Genomic DNA, 16848 nt, shown 5'->3' with positions numbered 1-16848 from the left:
GCCCCCTCGCGAGTACGGCCCCGCATCCCCGGTCTCCCCTTACGTCACCGTAGCGCGGCCCGCATCACCGCGCGGGCGATGGGGGCCGCGCTGCCGCCGCCGCTGATGTCCGCGCGATTGGCCGCCGCGTCCTCGACGACCACCGCCACGGCCACCGCCGGGTCGCGCGCGCCGTCCCGCTCGGCCCAGGAGATGAACCACGCGTACGGCGTGCCCTCGTTGTGCGCCCCGTGCTGCGCGGTGCCGGTCTTGCCGCCGACGGTGGCGCCGTCGATCGCCGCGTTGCTGCCGGTGCCCCGGGTGACCACGCCCGTCATCAGCTCCTGGAGGTGGCGTGCCGTGCCCCGGCTCATGGCCCGGTGCAGGGTCCGCTGCCGGGTGGTGGAGACGGTTCCGCCGTCCGCGTCGGTCACCTTGTCCACGAGATAGGGGGCCCTGACCTCTCCGTCGTTGGCCACCGCCGCGGCGACCACGGCCATCTGGAGCGGGGTGGCGGTGGTGTCGTACTGGCCGATGGCCGAGAGGGCCAGCTGCGCGTCGTTCATGTCGGTGTCGAAGTTGCTGCGGGCGGCGGTGGAGGGAATCCTCAGGCCCGCGTCGTTGAAGCCGAAGTTCTCCGCCGTCCCGGCCATGCCGTCCAGGCCCACGTCCACGCCCAGCCGGGCGAAGACGGTGTTGCAGGACACCTCGAAGGCGTGGCGCAGGGACGCGTTCGCGCAACCGCCCGCCTCGTTGCCGAGCCGGGTGGACGTGCCCGGCAGGATGTACGGGTCCGGGGTGCGGGTGGGCGCGTCGAGGCCCGTGACCTTGTGGTGGTCGAGCGCCGCCGCGGCCGTGATGACCTTGAAGGCCGAGCCCGGCGGGTAGGTCTGCCGCAGCGCCCGGTTGAGCATCGGCTGCTCGGCGCCGTGGTTGAGCCGGTCCCAGGCCGCGGTGACCGGCCGGCCGGTGCCGGCCAGCTCGTTCGGGTCGTACGACGGTGTACTGGCCAGCGCCAGGATCTTGCCGGTGCGCGGCTCGACGGCGGCCACCGCGCCCTTCTTGCCGCCCAGCCCTTCGAACGCGGCCCGCTGCGCCGCGACGTCGATCGTGGTGCGCACATCGCCGCCCGGCTGCTGCTCGCGGGTGATGTCCGTCCACAGCGGGACCGGGGCGAGCCGGGGGTCGGTGCCGGACAGTACGCCGTCCTCGGCGTGCTCCAGCAGCGAGGTGCCGTAGATCTGGGAGGCGTGGCCGGTGACGGCGGCGTACAGCGGCCCCTCGGTGTACGTGCGCTCGTAGCGCAGCCGCCCGCCGCTGTCCCGGGAGCCGGTGACGGGCTTGCCGTCGACCAGGATGTTCCCGCGCGGCTGGCTGTAACGGGTGAGCGCGGTGCGCCGGTTGGCGGGGTTCGCGTCGTAGGCGTCGGCCCTGAAGACCTGGATGCGGGCGGCGTTCAGGAGCAGCGCGACGAGCAGCACGAGGCCGAAGACGCTGGCGCGGCGGATGTAACGGTTCACCGGTCCCGCTCCTTGCTGCCGCCGAACCCGTACCCGGACCGGTACGGGGTGTCCTCCTCCTCGTACGGCCCGGCCGAGGCCCCGGACGGTCCGCCGCCGGGGCGCATCGCCGCGATGATCCCGGGCTCGGCGGCGGCCGGGTCCGGGCGGCGGGCGCTGTCGCTGATCCGGATGAGCAGCGCGACGATGACCCAGTTGGTGACGACGGACGAGCCGCCCTGGGCGAGGAACGGCATCGCCATGCCGGTCAGCGGGATCAGCCCCATCACGCCGCCCGCGATGACGAAGACCTGGATCGCCAGCAGGGAGGCGAGGCCGACGGCCAGCAGGCGGCCGAACGGGTCGCGCAGCGCCAGGCCCGCCCGGTAGCCGCGCGCGACCAGCAGCGCGTACAGCAGGAAGAGTGCGGTCAGGCCGACCAGGCCCAGTTCCTCGCCGAAGGTGGCCAGGATGAAGTCCGACTTCATGGCGAAGCCGATGAGCGCGGAGTGGCCCTCGCCCAGGCCGGTGCCGAGCATGCCGCCCGCGGCGAAGGCGAACAGCGACTGGGCGAGCTGGCCGGCGCCGTGGCCCGCGTCGATGCTCGCGAACGGGTGCAGCCAGTCCGAGACCCGGCTGTGCACATGCGGTTCGAGGGAGCCGACGGCGGCGGCGCCGGCGGCGGCGAGCAGCAGGCCCATCGCGATCCAGCCGGTGCGGCCGGTGGCCACGTACAGCAGGACGACGAAGACGCCGAAGAAGAGCAGTGAGGTGCCCAGATCGCGTTCGAGGACCAGGACGCCGACGCTGACCAGCCAGATCGTGAGGATCGGGCCGAGCACCCGGCCGGTGGGGAACTGGTACCGCCACATCCGCCGGCCCGTATGGGCGAGGGCGTTGCGATTGGCCGCCAGGTAGGCGGCGAAGAAGACGGTCAGCAGGATCTTCGCGAACTCGCCGGGCTGGAAGGAGAAGCCCGCCACCCGGATCCAGATCTTCGCCCCGTTCACCGCGGGGAAGAAGATCGGCACGATCATCAGGGCGAGCCCGGCGGCCACCGACACGTACGCGTACCGCTGCAGGACGCGGTGGTCGCGCAGCAGCAGGACGACGGCGGCGAACAGGGCGACGCCGAGGGCGGACCACACCAGCTGGGTGGGCGCCGCCTGGTTCCGCGGGGTCTCCAGGTCGAGGCGGAAGATGAGCACCAGCCCGAGCCCGTTGAGCAGCACGGCGATGGGCAGCAGCAGGGGGTCCGCGTACGGCGCCCGCCACCGGACGGCGAGGTGGCCGAGGAGGGCCAGGGCGCCGAGGCCCGCGCCGTAGCTCACCGCGTCGCCCGGCACCGCGTTCTGCCGGGCGAGCCCGACGTCGATGTACCCGTAGACGCTGATCAGCACGGCACCGACGAGGAGGACCAGCTCGGTGCCCCGGCGTCTGGGCAGTCTCAGGCCCGGTGGGGGAGCGTCCGCCGTGGTTGCGGTCATATCGGGCAACGTAGCAAGTGCCGGGATATATGTCCTTTATGTCGGGGTGGGTGGGGCGTGTGGTGTGAGGTGGGTGCCGAGGGGTGGGGGTGGCGGCCGGGTGTGGGGAGGGCCTGGCCCCGTGCGGGGAGGGTCCGGCCCTGCGCGGGAGGGCCGCGCGGGCACGGATTCCGGGAGGGCGGGGTGCGGGCGGCGCCCGGCCGATGGGCCGTACGGCACGGAGCCCCGGGCCGGGCGGGCACGATTTTCCGGGGCGGGCGGCGGAGCGGGGTGCTCCCGGCGGGCTCGCACGCGGGGTCCGGGGCGGGTGGACGCGGGGAGCGGCGTACGGGTTGCCCCGTTCGCCCGTGACGGAAACGGCGGGCCGCATACCCCGCATACGGTTGGCTTTCGCCCGTGAAGTCCGGTACGCGCACAACCCCGGCGGTGTGCCCGGCGGCAGCGGCCTACTGGCCCGGGGGCGGGGCCGGTTCGCCCGGGCCGCCCGGGCGCCGCGGCCTTCTCGGGGGCGCCCCTAGGGGGCGAACAAGGGTTGTTCCGTGATTGGGCGCAATGGCAGTTTGTAAACTCGCCTCTGACCACGCGCACACATATGTACAAGGCTGAGCTCGTCACGCTGGATGCGGCCGACCGGTCCATGGCGCACGTCACATCCGCGAACGCCGAGCGGATGTCCCGGTGTTCGGCAGCCCGTACGGGGGGCCGCCGAGGGCGGGTGACCGTCCCCCTCGACGAAAGGCAGTATTAGCGTCATGACGACTCTCCGTTCCCGGATCATCGCCTGGGCCGGCCGGCTGTATATGGCCAGGACGCGGAAGAAGGGCTTCGACCTGTCTCGGATGTCTTTCTTGCCCGATTCTGTGCTGATGCCGTTGCGGCGGAACGGCATGGATCCGGTGGGCGAGCTGGCGACGGTGCGCGAGCGGGAGCCCATCTCCAAGCTGCCGGTGCCGATCGCCGCCAATGTGTGGCTCGTCACCGGCTACGACGAGGTCAAGGCGGTACTGGGCAAGGCCAACGCCTTCAGCTCGGACTTCACCAACCTCATCGGCCAGGCCGGCGCCAGCACCGACCAGAACCCCGGCGGTCTCGGCTTCGCCGACCCGCCGGTGCACACCCGGCTGCGCCGCCTGCTGACCCCCGAATTCACCATGCGCCGGCTCGGCCGGCTCACGCCCCGCATCCACGAGATCGTGGAGGAGCGGCTGGACGCCATGGAGAAAGCCGGCAGCTCCGGCGAGCCGGTCGACATCGTGGAAACCTTTGCGCTGCCCATTCCGTCGCTGGTCATTTGCGAACTGCTCGGCGTGCCGTACGAGGACCGCGCGGACTTCGAGCGGCTGAGCGCCGCGCGCTTCGACCTCTTCAGCGGCGCCAACGCGTCCTTCGGCGCCATATCGGAATCGCTCGCCTATTTCCGTGAGGTGGTCAAGAAGCAGCGGCAGAATCCGGGCGACGGCCTGCTCGGCATGATCGTGAAGGAACACGGCGACTCGGTCAGCGACGAGGAGCTGGCGGGCCTCGCCGACGGCGTGCTGACCGGCGGCTTCGAGACCACCGCGAGCATGCTGGCGCTGGGCGCCCTGGTCCTCCTCCAGGACCCCGAGCACTTCGCCGCCCTCAAGGACGGCGACGAGGCGGCCGAGCGCTACGTCGAGGAGCTGCTGCGCTACCTCACCGTCGTCCAGGTCGCCTTCCCCCGCTTCGCGCGCGAGGACATGGAGATCGCCGGCGTGCCGATCACCAAGGGCGACGTGGTGCTGTGCTCGCTCAGCGGCGCCGACCGGGACGGCAAGCTCGGCCCCGACATGGAGCGCTTCGACCCGTCCCGCAACGTTCCCTCGCACCTCGCCTTCGGCTACGGCATACACCGCTGCGTCGGCGCCGAGCTGGCCCGTATGGAACTGCGCGCTGCCTATCCCGCGCTGGTGCGGCGGTTCCCGAACATGCGGCTCGCGGTGGAGCCGGACGCGCTGGAATTCCGCAAGCTGTCCATCGTGTACGGCATCGAGTCGCTGCCGGTGCACCTGGGCGGCTGAGCCGGAAAATCGATTCGTTTTCAACGACCGGGTATCGGCCGAAAGGCCGATACCCGGTCGTCGCTTTTCCGTCGCGAGGACGAGGGACGGGGAATTCTGCCGGGACCGAAGTCCCGGAAAGCGCGGGAGTTTCCTTCCCGTGTCCGCATCTCCGGCCGGCTGTTACAAATCCGGCGAATTGCCGTGATGTGGGCTGCCTAACTTCGTCGGTGTCGTCGGCGCACCGCCGGACGGCGATCCCCAGTCCGGAAAACCGCGAAGGAACTCCTGATGACCATCACCCGCCGCCGCAAGCTCGTCCGTACCACCGCCGTCGCGGCCGTCGCCGGCTCCGCCATGCTGCTGCCCGCCGCTGCCGCCTTCGCGGACAGCCCGCAGCCGACCACCGCCGGAAGCCCCGGGGCCGAGGGCCGGCAGCAGAAGGACGACCGGCAGAAGGACGACCGGCAGAAGAACGACGATAAGCAGAACGACGAGAAGCGGAACGACGAGAAGAAGAACGACGACAAGGGCGACCAGCACAAGGCCGAGCGCAAGCTGATCCGTACGCAGAATCTGTCCGGCGGATTCCTCGCCAAGATCTACAAGCTGGGCCCGAACCATTTCCAGGCCGACATGTACGCCAAGGACCCGGGCACCGGCAAGCTCGTCAAGATGGACACGCTGGAGACCAAGGGCGGCAAGCCCGCCTCCGGTCAGCACAACGGCGCCCACTTCGTCCTGCGGTCCGACGGCACCCTGACCTCCTGGGTCGAGGGCGGCGACAAGAAGAAGGACGAGAAGAAGGACGCGCACCCGGACGGGAAGAAGAACCAGCGGCAGGGCGACGGGCAGCAGACCCGGGTCACGCCGAAGGGCGGCGTCAAGGCCGGTGCCGAGGGCGTCGGCGAGACGCCGGACACCCCGGCCATGCTGCTCGCCGGTGGTGGCGCCGCCGCGGCCGCCGCGGGCCTGGGCTTCGCGCTGCTGCACCGCCGCAAGGCCCGCGAGGACGCCTGAGCCCGCGGTACCGGTCCGGGCACGGGCCGCTCCGCCGGCACCGGAGCGGCCCGTGCCCGGTTGGCCACCGCCGTACCCGCCGCCGCCCTTCCGTACCGTCTTCTCTCCGTACGCACCAGGAGCCACCGTGACCACGTCCACCACGCCCCGCCCCGGCCGCATCGGACGCACCGCCGCACTGAGCGTCCTCGCGCTCGCCGTCAGCGGCGTCCTGACCGCCTGCGGCGGCGGCCCCGGCCCGGACGTACGGGTGGACAGCGCCGCCACCCGCCCGGCCGGACAGGCCGCCGCGCCGATGAAGCGGTCCGAGCCCACCCGCGTACAGATCCCGTCGGCCGGGGTGGACAGCGGACCGGTCCTCCCGCTCGGACTCACCGGCGACGGCGAACTCGACGTCCCCCCGGTGGACAAGGCGGACAAGGCGGGCTGGTTCACCAAGGGCGTCACCCCGGGGGAGAAGGGCCCGGCCGTCCTCGTCGCGCACTACGACACGGCCCGCGGCCCGGCCCTGATGAAGGACGTCAGGAAGATGAGGATCGGCGACGTCATCAAGGTCGGCCGCGCCGACGGCTCCACCGCCACCTTCCGGATCCGCGAGGTCCAGCAGGTCGACAAGAAGGACTTCCCGACGGACAAGGTGTACGGGGACACCGGCCGCCCCGAACTGCGCCTGCTCACCTGCGGCGGCCCGATCGTGGACGGCCACCGTTCGGACAACATCGTCTTCTACGCGGACCTGGTGAAGTGACCCGCGGCGCGCCCCCGGCGGCATACCGGTCCGGGCCGCCCCCCGCCTTCCCGTCCTACTCCGCCCGCAGCGCGACCGGCAGGCTGGTCACACCGCTCAGCAGGTTGGAGTAGTTGCGCCGGGTGTCCCCGCGCAGCTCCACCGACGCCACCAGCTCGCGCAGCGCGCTCAGCATGGCGGCGATCTCCGCCCGGCCGAGGTAGGCGCCGAGGCAGAAGTGCGGGCCGTAGCCGAAGGACAGGTGCTTGTTGGGGGTGCGGTCGAGCCGGAAGCGCTCCGGGGCCTCGAAGACCTCCTCGTCCATGTTCGCGGAGTCGTTCCACAGCGTGACGATGTCCCCGGCCTTGATCACCTGCCCCTGGGTGCCCACCGGTACGTCCTCCAGCGCCGTACGGCCGAAGTGCAGCGCGGGCGTCGTCCACCGCAGGATCTCGTCGACGGCGGTGGCGAGGTCCGCCTCGCCGCTCTTCAACGCCCGCCACTGTTCGGGGTGTTCGATGAGCGCGAGCACCCCGCCGGTCATCGACATCCGGCTGGTCTCGTCGCCACCGATGATCAGGCTGTAGCAGTTGACCACGATCTCGTCGATGGTCAGCGGCTCGCCCTCGATGGTGCCGGTGGCCAGCACGCTGACCGCGTCGGACCCCGGGTTCGCGCGGCGCTCCTCGGCCAGCGTGCCGAAGTAGGCGAGGATGTCGTTGCGCGCCTGCCACGCGGCGGCGGGCGACTGGGCGGCGCCGTCGTTGCCGAGGGCCGTCGCGGTCAGCTCCAGCACCTTCGCGCGGTCCGCCGCGGGCACGCCCATCAGGTCGCAGATCGCGGTGAGCGGGATGTCCGCGGCCACGTCCCGGGCGAAGTCGCATTCCCCGCGGGCGACCGCCTCGGCGACCAGCGCCCGGGTGGACTGCCGGATGTTCTCCACCACTCCTTCCAGGGCGCGCGGCGAGAACGCCGTGAGCAGGATCTTGCGGATGTCGGAATGCCGTGGCCCGTCCGTCACGGCGGCCATCATGCCCGCCGCCGAATCGCCGCCCATCAGCAGCGTGGTGAGCACATTTCCCCGCTCCGACGTGAACCGTTTGTTGTCCCGGTAGATTTCGGAAACGTCCGCGTGCCGGGAAACGACCCAGAATCCCGGCGCGCCGCCGACCGACGGGTGCCAGTGGAACGGCCGCGTTTTCCGCAGCTGCCGCCAGACCTCGGACAGGTCGTACTCGGCGTGGGTGCGCGGATCGGTCAGGTCCAGCGTCGCTATGTCATCCGGACTCAGCATGATGCGGCTGGGCATGGATTCTCCTGCTCCTCGGGCTTCTTGGAGTCGCCCGTCCGGCCGCTCCGCGACGCACAGTAACAACTCGTCGCGCCCGGACGGGAGGTGTGCCGTGACCGGCCGTCCGGGGCCCGGCGCGCGGGCGACGCGCGGCCGGGTGTTCCGGCCGCGGGCGTACGCCGGGGCCGGTGTCCACGCCGCCGGCCGACCCTGCCCGGGGTGTTCGGGCCGCCCCCTCCCGCTTTCGGTTGCTTCGTCCAACCGCCCCTTCTGAGCTGCGCGTTCGTCGCCGCACGCTGCTTCATGAGGTGACATTTCGCCATAGAGTGCGCACAGAGATGCGTGCTAGCATCCCCGTGTTCGACAGGGCCGCAACAGGTCGTCAGGATCGTTGGCCGACGGGGGCGCGGATGATGGCAATCGACGAGAGAGCGGACGCGGCGACGAGCGTCGCCGGCCGCTCCGGCAGCGCGATCCGGCGGGCCGCGGGCCGCCGCACCGCACCACCACGCCCCCCGGCGGCCGCCGCCGCGTAGCGGGCACGGACCGGCGTCCGAAGCCGGATCACCCGACAGTCGTCAACCTCCCGTGAGCGGACCGAGCCCCGCCGGAAACGGCGCCGGGCCGTATACGCCCCGGCATGTACGGCGGCGGGCGTTTCACCACCGCTGACGGATATAGCTGACGGATATACACGCCCGCCCCGCACCGACCACCACCGCACACAACGGAATGCCCGGCCGGGCCTTTTCGGCGCCCGCGCGGCCGAAGCTCTGCGGGCCCCTGTCCTAACGCGCACCGACGAGGAGCGGAACCAACCATGACCGGTCAGACAAGCCTCGGGCTGCTGGTGGACCAGGCGTTCTACGGTTCCCCGTACCAGGGCAAGGACGCCTGGCGGGCCGCCGCCGAGCTGGGCGCCGAATGGATCTGCATCGTCGAAGAGGCGATGGAACTGGAACAGGAAAGGCTGCTGCAATTCCGCAGCGACGCGGAAGCGGTAGGCCTGCCGATCAGCCTGACGGCCTGTCACGCATTCGGCCTCAGCGATTTCCGCGATGTCGTGCGCGAATTCCACCTCAAGCGCGCCGAGAAGCATGTCGACCTCACCCGCGACCTGGGCGGCGAGGTCATGAAGCTGCTGCTGGGGGACTGGTTCTGGCGCGCCATGTGGCCCGAGGAGGCGCAGTGGCGGATGCTGGTCGCCTCGGTGCGCCGCCTCGCCGAGTACGCCGCGGCGCGCGGCATCGGACTCAGCGTCAAACCCGAGCCGATGGACACCTCGCTCATCACCGACGTCGACGACCTCGTCCGGCTGCTGGACGATGTGGACTCCCCGGCGCTCCAGGCCAACGTCGACGTCTCCCACCTGGTCGTCGCGGGCGTGCCCGCGTCCGAGGTGGGCCGGCTGGCCGGCCGGGTCAACAGCGTGGACTACTCCGACTCCAACGGCACCTTCCACGAGCACCTGGTGCCGGGCGAGGGCGTCGCGGACATGGCCGCCTTCACCGAACAGCTCCTCGCCGTCGGCGCCGGATGGATCGGCGTCGAGGTCGGCCCGTTCGCCGACCCGGAGAACGCCTACGACAAGGTCGGCCGGGCGATGGCCCGGTCCCGCGCCTTCTTCGAGACCGCGGCGGCGCGGCGTGCTTGACCCCGACACCCTCCCGGAGGCCCCCGTGGTGAACCCCGAAGACAGCGCGTCCGCCCCGGCGGACCCGCTCCGGCTCGTACGCCAGGCGTGGCAGGACGTGCTGGGCATCGACGAAGCGCCCCTGGACACCGGGTTCTTCGAGGCGGGCGGCAACTCGATGCTGCTGGTCATGCTCAGCGACGAACTGTCCGACCAGACCGGCCGCGAGCTGGAGGTCGCCGAGCTGTTCCGGCACGACACCGTGCGCGCGCAGGCCAGGCTGCTGGACCCGTCGTACGAGCCCGAGGCCCCGGCCCCGGTGGCCGCCGCGGCAGGCCGAGGCCGGCTGCTCGGCAGTGCCCGGCGCGGGCGCGCGGACAGCGGCCCGGACCAGGCGGAAGGACCCGCCGCGCGATGAACAGCGAGACCGCCGTAGCGGTGGTGGGCGTCGGCTGCCGGTTCCCGGAGGCCGCGACTCCCGAGGAGTTCTGGAGCAACCTCGACAAGGGCGTGGTCTCGCTCCGGGACATCCCCGCCGAGGACCTGCGCCGCTGTGGTGTGTCCGCCGAAACGGCCGCCGCGCCCGGCTTCGTGACCCGGGCCGGATGGGTCGAGGACCCGGAGCTGTTCGCCGCGGAGTTCTTCGGCTACCCGCCCGTCGAGGCCGAGCTGATCGACCCGCAGCAGCGCCTGTTCCTGGAGGCGTGCCGGGAGGGCCTGGAGCGGGCCGGCCACCTGCCGAACGGCGACCACGGCCCGCAGGTCGGCGTCTTCGCGGGCGCCAGCAACAGCACGTACAACACGCTCCTCCAGTACGCCCGCGCCCGTACGGAGGGGCCCGCCGCCTTTGACGACCTGACGCTGCAACTCGGCGGCGGCGTCGACTTCATGGCGCCCCGCGTCTCGTACAAACTCGGCCTGCGCGGGCCCTCGATGGCCGTCCAGACCGCCTGCTCCTCCTCGCTGACCGCCGTGCACTACGCGGTCCTCAGCCTGCTGTCCGAGGAGTGCGACATCGCGCTGGCGGGCGGCAGCGGCCTGTCGTACCCGTCCGTCGGCTACCGCTACCAGCCCGGCGGCGTCCTGTCCGAGGACGGCTTCTGCCGCGCCTTCGACATCCGCTCCACCGGTACCGGCGCGGGCTCCGGCATCGGCGTCGTCGTGCTGCGCCGCCTGGCCGACGCGCTCGCCGACGGCGACCCGGTCCTCGCGGTGATCCGCGGCAGCGCGGTCGGCAACGACGGCGCCCACCGGCCCGGCTTCACCGCGCCCAGCCCCGACGGCCTCGCCTCGGTGGTCGCCGCCGCGCTCGCGGTGGCCGGCACCGACCCCGCCGACCTGCGGTACGCCGAAGCACACGGCTCCGGCACGCCGCTCGGCGACCAGGTGGAGCTGCGCGGCCTCATCGACGGCCTGCGCGCGGCGGGCGGGCGCCCGGCCGGCCGCGGCCAGGTCGCGCTCGGCACCGTCAAGGCGAACATCGGGCACGCCGGATCGGCCGCCGGCATCGCCGGGCTGATCAAGGCGGTCCACGTCGCCCGCACCGGCCACCTGGTCCCGCACCCGATGTTCGAGCACGCCCGCGACCCCGGCGTCCTCGCCGACAGCCCCTTCTACGTCCCCACCGACCTGGAGCGGTGCACCGACCCCGGACGCCAGGTACTGGTCAACTCGATGGGCCTGGGCGGCGCCAACGCGTCCGTCGTCCTCGCCCCGCCGCCGGAGCCGGTCCGCCCCTCGGCGCCCGCCCGGCCCGTCGTACGGCTCCAGCTCTCCGCCCGTACGCGTAAAGAACTGGACGCCCTTTCCCGCAGCCTGGCCGACGAGATCGACCAGGACCGCGCCCCGGCCGGGGACATCGCCCATACCCTGCGCGTCGGACGGCAGGACTTCGCCGAGCGCCGGGTGGTCACCGCGGCCCCCGACCGGCTGGCCGCCGCCCTGCGCCTGCCGCGCCCGCCCGCCGTCCGCACGGTCCGCGCGGGCACCCGCCGCCCGGTGCTGGCCGTCACCGCGGCCGGGGAGCGCGCCGAGGAGATACGCACCGCCCTGCTGGCGGCGCTCGGCCGCCGTACCGAGCAACACGGCACCGTGCCCGCGGCGCTGCCCGCCGACGCGCACCTGATCGTCGTCGGCGAGGGGGAGAGCGGGCCCGGACGGTACGTGATCCCCGCAGACGACGTCGCCGACCTCGGCGAACAGGTCGCCGCGGCCCTCGCGGACGCCTGGCTGCACGGTGTCCCGGTGGATGCCCGCGCGCTGGACGACGGCACCGGCCGGCGCGTCACGCTGCCCACGTACCCGTTCACCCGGCGGCGCTGCTCGGCGCTGGACGACTCGGTCTTCGACGCGCCGGGTGCCGCTGCCCAGGAGCCCGCCCGGCCGAGCGCGCCCGCCGGCCGGCCCGCCGGTCTCGAAGGCGAACTGGTCGCCCTCTGGGAGGAACTGTTCGGCACCCAAGGCATCGGCCTGCACGACACCTTCGGCGCCCTCGGCGGTACCTCCCTGCTCGGCCTGCGGATGACCCTGGAGGTGCAGGAGCGCTACGGCACGCTGCTCAACCTGCACCGCACCGGCGGCAGCCAGGCCACCGTCGCCCGCGTGGCGGAAGCGATCCGCGGCGCGTCGGACCGTACGGAGAGCGGGGCCACCGAGGCGTCAGGCGCCGCGCGGGACGCCGCTCTCATCGACGCGGACCTGGCCCTCGAACTCCCGCCGCTCGCATCCCGGGAGACACCACCCGGCACGGACGTGCTGCTCACCGGCGCCACCGGCTTCGTCGGCGCCTTCCTGCTGCACGAACTCCTCCAGGACCCCGGCTACCGCGACCGCCGCGTCTACTGCCTGGTGCGCGCCGACGACGCGGACCACGGCCGACGGCGCCTGCGCGAGGCCGCCGCACGCTTCCGCCTCCCCGAACCCGACCCGGACCGCGTGCACGTCGTGCCCGGCGATCTGCGGGACATCGCCGAGGTGTGCGCGTCCTACCGGGACGGCGAACTGGCCCGCCGCATCGGCCACGTCGTGCACTGCGGCGCCCACGTCGTCTTCACCGAGCCGTACGAGGTCCTGCGCCCGGCCAACACCCTGGCCACGTACCATCTCCTCGGCTGGATGCGCCGCCACGGCATCGCGGACATCAGCTACATCTCCACCCTCGCCGCCTGCGGTCAGGCCCTCGGCTCCGAAGGCCGGCTGCTGGAGCGCCGGGAACAGCCCCTGGACCCGGACGCCGGCGGTTACGGCATCTCCAAGTGGGTCAGCGAACGCCTGCTGGACAAGGCCGAACGGGACGGGATGCGGGTACGGGTCTTCCGTCCCGGCCTGATCGGCGGCGACACCGCCACCGGCGCCTGCAACGACCTGGACCTGCTCTGGCGGCTGATCGCCGCGTGCCTGGCCATCGGCGCCCACCCGGCGGACGACATGCCGCTGCCGGTGGCCCCCATCGACCTGGTGGCGCGCGCCGTCGTCCGGCTCGGCCGCGAGCCCGGCTCCGTCGGCCGCGCGTACCACCTGGTCGGCGAGGACACCACCACCTTCGCCGCGCTCTTCGCGGAACTGGCCGCGCTGGGCGCGCCGACCCGCGGCGTGCCGGTCGCCGCATGGGCGCGGCTGGCCGGGCGGCGGGCGCTGGAGACCGGCGACCCGGTGCTGTCGACCATGGCGCTGTACGAGACCCACGACCTCGACACGCCCCGCGTGGACGTGGAGAGCCGGCTCTGGCAGGCGTGGCTGGACGAACACGGCCTGGACCCCCGCCTGGACGGCGAACGCACCCTGCGGGCCCTGCGCCACCTCGCCGGCCGCCCGGCGTTCGCGGGCCTGCTGACTCATGTGACGGAAGGTGCGACACGGTGACCACCGACGGAACGACCGACAGGACGACGATGGACGAGGAATGGGGCGACGGCCGGCTGGCCATCGTCGGGGCCGGTGTCATGGGTACGGCGCTGGCCACGCTCGCCGTGGGCCGCGGCCTTCCGGTGCTGCTGACCGACGTGTCCAAGGAGCAGCTGGAGCGGGCCCGCGGCGCGGTGCGCCAGCAGCTGCGGCACGCGCGGCTGCTGGGCAAGCTGCCCAAGGGCCCGGACGGTGAGCTGATCACCGACACCTCCGCCACGGGTCTGGAGTCCGCCGCGGCCGTCATCGAGGCGGTCACCGAGACCACCGAGGCCAAGACCGAGGCGCTGGCCGCCATCTCGGCCGCGGTCCGGCCCGGCACGCTCATCGCCTCCAACACCTCGGCCGTGCCGGTCGACGAGCTGGCGGGCTACACCCAGCGGCCCGAGGACGTGGTCGGCACCCACTTCATGAACCCGCCCTACCTGATCCGCGCCGTCGAGGTGATCCGCGGCCCGCGTACCGGCGATGCGGCGATGGCCGGCCTGGACCGGCTGCTGACCGCCCTGGACCGGGAGGCGATCGTGGTCGGCGACGGCCCCGGCTTCGTCTCCAACCGCATCCTGATGCGGGTGATCAACGACGCGGCCCGGCTGGTCGCCGAGGGCCGCGCCTCCGCCGAGTCCGTCGACCGCGTCTTCACCGGCTGCTTCGGCCACCGTACGGGGCCGCTGGCCACCGCGGACCTGATCGGCCTGGACAACATCGTCGACACCCTCAAGGTGCTGCACGACCGCACCGGCGACGACGGATACCGCGCCTGCGACCTGCTCCTGGAGAAGGTCCGCGACGGCGACTTCGGCCACAAGACCGGCAACGGCTTCTACTCCTACGGAGGAACGCGCGCATGACCACCGTCGACAACCAGGACGCGGCGACCGGACCCGGCGCCGCGGCGGTGCAGCAGCGCCTGGTGGCGTTCCTGGGCGAGCGCACCGGCGGCGACTGGGCCGTGGACCAGGACCTGTTCGCCTCCGGGGCGTTCTCCTCGCTGTTCTCCCTGGAACTGCTCCAGTACGTCGAGCAGGAGTTCCAGGTCACCGTCGAGGGCGACGACCTGACCCTGGACAACTTCCGTACCGTGCCCGCCATCACCGCGCTCGTCCAGCGGCTGCGCGGCGAAGGAGCGGCGGGCGCGTGACGGCTCAGGCGACCGCGGACGACGCCCGCGCCGCACTCGGCGGACTCGTCGGCGACCGCGCCGAGGAGTGGGATCTGGCCGGCCGCATTCCCGAGGAGACCGTACGGGAAGCGTCCCGGCGCGGACTGCTGTGCGCGCAGGTCGCCGCGGAACACGGCGGCCTGGGCCTGGACAGCCGGGCCAACGGCGAGCTGACCGCGTACGCCGGATCGCTGTGCAGCTCGCTGCGCTCGCTGATGACCTCGCAGGGCATGGCCGCCTGGACCGTGCAGCGCTTCGGCACCGCGGCCCAGCGCGGCACGTTCCTGCCCCGGCTCACCGGCGGCGAGACGGCCGGTGTCGCGTTCTCCGAGAGCGGCGCGGGCAGCGACCTGTCGGCGATGCGCACGGAGATCCGCCGTGAGGGCGACACCGTGCACGTCACGGGCGCCAAGGTCTGGGTGACCGGCGCCGCGTACGCGAGCCTGCTGGTGGTCTTCGGGACGTACGGCTCCGGCGCGGCCGTGGTGGTCGTACCGGCCGACGCGCCGGGCGTCCGCATCGAGCGGGTGCCGGACCCGATGGGCTGCCGGGCGGCGGGCCACGCCGACGTACACCTCGACGACGTCCGCGTACCGGCCGACCACCTGCTCTCCGGCGCCGGCCTGCCGGTCGCCCTGCTCGCCACCGCCGCGCTGACCTACGGGCGGCTCTCCGTCGCCTGGGGCTGCGCGGGCATCCTGCGGGCGTGCCTGGACAGCGCGTCGGCGCACGCGCGTACCCGCGAGCAGTTCGGCAAGCCGCTCGCCGACCACCAGCTGGTCGCCCGGCACCTGGCCGAACTGGCCGTCGCCGAGCAGGTCGCGCTGCGCTGCTGCGAGCACGCCAGCGCCTGCTGGGACGAGAACCGGCCGGAGCTGGGCACCCAGGCCGTGATCGCCAAGTACGTCGCCTCCCGGGAAGCCGTCCAGGGCGCCGCCACGGCCGTCCAGGTGCTGGCCTCCCGCGGGGCGCGCGACGGCCATCCGGTGGCACGGGCGTACCGCGACGCCAAACTCATGGAAATCATCGAGGGCAGCACGGAGATCAGCCAGCTGCTCCTCGCGGACCACGTACGGACGGGCCGGGGATGACGACGACGGACACGGGCGGTACGGACGCGGGCGGCGGCACGGACGTCGGCGGCGGCACGGACACGGCCGTCGGGGTGGGGGCCGTGCACTGCCTCCTGCCCGACGAGCTGATACCCGTCGAGAAGCTGGACGAGATGGGTCAACTGCCGCGCGAGGAAGCCGACTTCGCGCTCAACTGCGGCATCCGTACGGTCGGCAGGTTCGCCGACGATCCCACGGCGGCCGCCCTCGCGGCCCGTGCCGTACGCGAACTGCGCGAGCAGCACACGGCCGTCACCGACCCCGACGTACTGGTGGTGGTCGGCGCCCGCGCCCCCGAGGTGCTGCTCGGCTCCGACTCCGGCCGTATCGCGTCCGAGGCCGGGCTGACCTCGGCCTTCTCCTTCGTCCTGGACGGCCTGGGCTGTACGGGCTCCAGCTCGGCCTGGTCGCTGGCCCGGGACCTCCTCGTCGCCGACCCGTCCCGGCAGTCCGTCATGATCGCGCACGCCAGCCGCCCGGTCGCGCTGGAGCGGGTGCGCCACCCGGTCACCGTCGTCGGCGACGGCGCCTTCGCCATGACCCTGGTGCGCGGCGGCCGCCCCGTACTGCGCGCCCACCGCCAGCACACCGACGGCCGCTTCCACGACCTCCTCCGGGTCGACTACAAGAACGCCCCCTGGTACGAGTGGCGCGAGGAGGTCGACTCCGCCGACCGCTACCGCTTCGAACTGGCCCTGCACAGCCAGCAGCACCTCAAGCGCCTGGTCGGGCAGGTGCTCCAGGACGCGGGCGTGGCGCGGGAGCGGATCGCCGCCACCCTCATGCAGAACGTCACCGCGCCGGCCTTCCAGTTCTACGAGACCCTGCTCGGCCTGCCGATCCACCCCGTGTGCACCGACCACCTCCAGGCGTACGGCCACCTCGGCGCCATGGACGTGGTCCTCAACCTCGACCGGCTGCTGGCCCGCGGTGAACTGGCACCCGGCGACCTCGTCCTCGTCCTGAACAACAGCCCGGTCGCGGCGTGGGCCGTGACCCTCTGGGAGGTATGACCGG

General features: G+C 72.9%; 13 protein-coding genes. 10 read left to right on the top strand and 3 right to left on the bottom strand.

What is annotated here, in order from left to right; genetic code table 11:
* Nucleotides 1-44: 44 nt before the first annotated feature.
* Together IH45_RS0125215 and IH45_RS0125210 are read right to left on the bottom strand one after the other, a co-directional pair.
* The gene (locus IH45_RS0125215; RefSeq protein WP_030672739.1) at nucleotides 45-1499 is read right to left on the bottom strand and encodes a penicillin-binding transpeptidase domain-containing protein; all 1455 of its coding nucleotides are present in this window, start codon (nucleotides 1497-1499) and stop codon (nucleotides 45-47) included.
* Nucleotides 1496-2965, bottom strand: coding sequence for an FtsW/RodA/SpoVE family cell cycle protein (locus IH45_RS0125210; RefSeq protein WP_030672736.1), 1470 nt, complete (start codon nucleotides 2963-2965; stop codon nucleotides 1496-1498). The genes IH45_RS0125215 and IH45_RS0125210 overlap by 4 nt, the downstream gene beginning before the upstream one ends.
* An 800-nt stretch (nucleotides 2966-3765) precedes the next feature.
* Between IH45_RS0125210 and IH45_RS0125205 the strand changes: the two genes are divergently transcribed.
* The 3 genes from IH45_RS0125205 to IH45_RS0125195 all read left to right on the top strand — a co-directional run bounded on the left by IH45_RS0125205 (nucleotide 3766) and on the right by IH45_RS0125195 (nucleotide 6751).
* Complete coding sequence (locus IH45_RS0125205; protein WP_199810720.1) at nucleotides 3766-5004, top strand: cytochrome P450; 1239 nt, start codon at nucleotides 3766-3768, stop codon at nucleotides 5002-5004.
* Nucleotides 5005-5274: 270 nt separating this feature from the next.
* Nucleotides 5275-6003, top strand: a complete 729-nt coding sequence (locus IH45_RS0125200) for a hypothetical protein (protein WP_030672730.1) — start codon at nucleotides 5275-5277, stop codon at nucleotides 6001-6003.
* Between the two features lie 127 nt (nucleotides 6004-6130).
* Nucleotides 6131-6751 (top strand): class F sortase, encoded by a 621-nt coding sequence (locus tag IH45_RS0125195; protein ID WP_050515169.1) that lies wholly within the window; start codon nucleotides 6131-6133, stop codon nucleotides 6749-6751.
* 55 nt (nucleotides 6752-6806) lie between these two features.
* On the opposite strand, the gene IH45_RS0125190 is transcribed toward IH45_RS0125195, so the two are convergent.
* Complete coding sequence (locus IH45_RS0125190; RefSeq protein ID WP_050515168.1) at nucleotides 6807-8039, bottom strand: cytochrome P450; 1233 nt, start codon at nucleotides 8037-8039, stop codon at nucleotides 6807-6809.
* 802 nt (nucleotides 8040-8841) lie between these two features.
* On the opposite strand from IH45_RS0125190, the gene IH45_RS0125185 reads away from it, so the two are divergent.
* From IH45_RS0125185 to IH45_RS0125155, 7 genes are read left to right on the top strand one after another with little or no spacing between them, the layout of a single operon-like run.
* Entirely contained in the window at nucleotides 8842-9675 is an 834-nt protein-coding gene (locus IH45_RS0125185; RefSeq protein ID WP_030672722.1) for a sugar phosphate isomerase/epimerase family protein, read from the top strand.
* A gap of 25 nt (nucleotides 9676-9700) precedes the next feature.
* Nucleotides 9701-10072 (top strand): acyl carrier protein, encoded by a 372-nt coding sequence (locus IH45_RS1000000145885; protein WP_063763051.1) that lies wholly within the window; start codon nucleotides 9701-9703, stop codon nucleotides 10070-10072.
* Entirely contained in the window at nucleotides 10069-13515 is a 3447-nt protein-coding gene (locus tag IH45_RS0125175) for a thioester reductase domain-containing protein (RefSeq protein WP_030672720.1), read from the top strand. Before IH45_RS1000000145885 ends, IH45_RS0125175 begins: the two co-directional genes overlap by 4 nt.
* 29 nt (nucleotides 13516-13544) lie before the next feature.
* Nucleotides 13545-14408 carry a 3-hydroxyacyl-CoA dehydrogenase family protein gene (locus tag IH45_RS0125170; protein WP_030672719.1) on the top strand — a complete coding sequence of 288 codons (864 nt, stop codon included), beginning with the start codon at nucleotides 13545-13547 and terminating at the stop codon, nucleotides 14406-14408.
* Entirely contained in the window at nucleotides 14405-14698 is a 294-nt protein-coding gene (locus IH45_RS0125165) for an acyl carrier protein (RefSeq protein ID WP_030672718.1), read from the top strand. Before IH45_RS0125170 ends, IH45_RS0125165 begins: the two co-directional genes overlap by 4 nt.
* Nucleotides 14695-15810, top strand: a complete 1116-nt coding sequence (locus IH45_RS0125160; RefSeq protein WP_030672717.1) for an acyl-CoA dehydrogenase family protein — start codon at nucleotides 14695-14697, stop codon at nucleotides 15808-15810. Before IH45_RS0125165 ends, IH45_RS0125160 begins: the two co-directional genes overlap by 4 nt.
* Nucleotides 15807-16844, top strand: a complete 1038-nt coding sequence (locus IH45_RS0125155; protein WP_050515167.1) for a 3-oxoacyl-[acyl-carrier-protein] synthase III C-terminal domain-containing protein — start codon at nucleotides 15807-15809, stop codon at nucleotides 16842-16844. The genes IH45_RS0125160 and IH45_RS0125155 overlap by 4 nt, the downstream gene beginning before the upstream one ends.
* Nucleotides 16845-16848: the final 4 nt, after the last annotated feature.

Source organism: Streptomyces rimosus subsp. rimosus, assembly GCF_000720725.1.
GTDB lineage: Bacteria > Actinomycetota > Actinomycetes > Streptomycetales > Streptomycetaceae > Streptomyces > Streptomyces rimosus_A.
This window is presented reverse-complemented; position numbering and strand designations above follow the sequence as displayed.

Excerpts from the sequence above, each read along its gene's own strand:
- IH45_RS0125205 (WP_199810720.1), top strand. The coding sequence starts at position 3,766 with ATGGCCAGGACGCGGAAGAAGGGCTTCGACCTGTCTCGGATGTCTTTC.
- IH45_RS0125165 (WP_030672718.1), top strand. The coding sequence starts at position 14,405 with ATGACCACCGTCGACAACCAGGACGCGGCGACCGGACCCGGCGCCGCG.
- IH45_RS0125190 (WP_050515168.1), bottom strand. The coding sequence starts at position 8,039 with ATGCCCAGCCGCATCATGCTGAGTCCGGATGACATAGCGACGCTGGAC.
- IH45_RS0125185 (WP_030672722.1), top strand. The coding sequence starts at position 8,842 with ATGACCGGTCAGACAAGCCTCGGGCTGCTGGTGGACCAGGCGTTCTAC.
- IH45_RS0125200 (WP_030672730.1), top strand. The coding sequence starts at position 5,275 with ATGACCATCACCCGCCGCCGCAAGCTCGTCCGTACCACCGCCGTCGCG.
- IH45_RS0125170 (WP_030672719.1), top strand. The coding sequence starts at position 13,545 with ATGGACGAGGAATGGGGCGACGGCCGGCTGGCCATCGTCGGGGCCGGT.
- IH45_RS0125175 (WP_030672720.1), top strand. The coding sequence starts at position 10,069 with ATGAACAGCGAGACCGCCGTAGCGGTGGTGGGCGTCGGCTGCCGGTTC.
- IH45_RS0125210 (WP_030672736.1), bottom strand. The coding sequence starts at position 2,965 with ATGACCGCAACCACGGCGGACGCTCCCCCACCGGGCCTGAGACTGCCC.
- IH45_RS0125155 (WP_050515167.1), top strand. The coding sequence starts at position 15,807 with ATGACGACGACGGACACGGGCGGTACGGACGCGGGCGGCGGCACGGAC.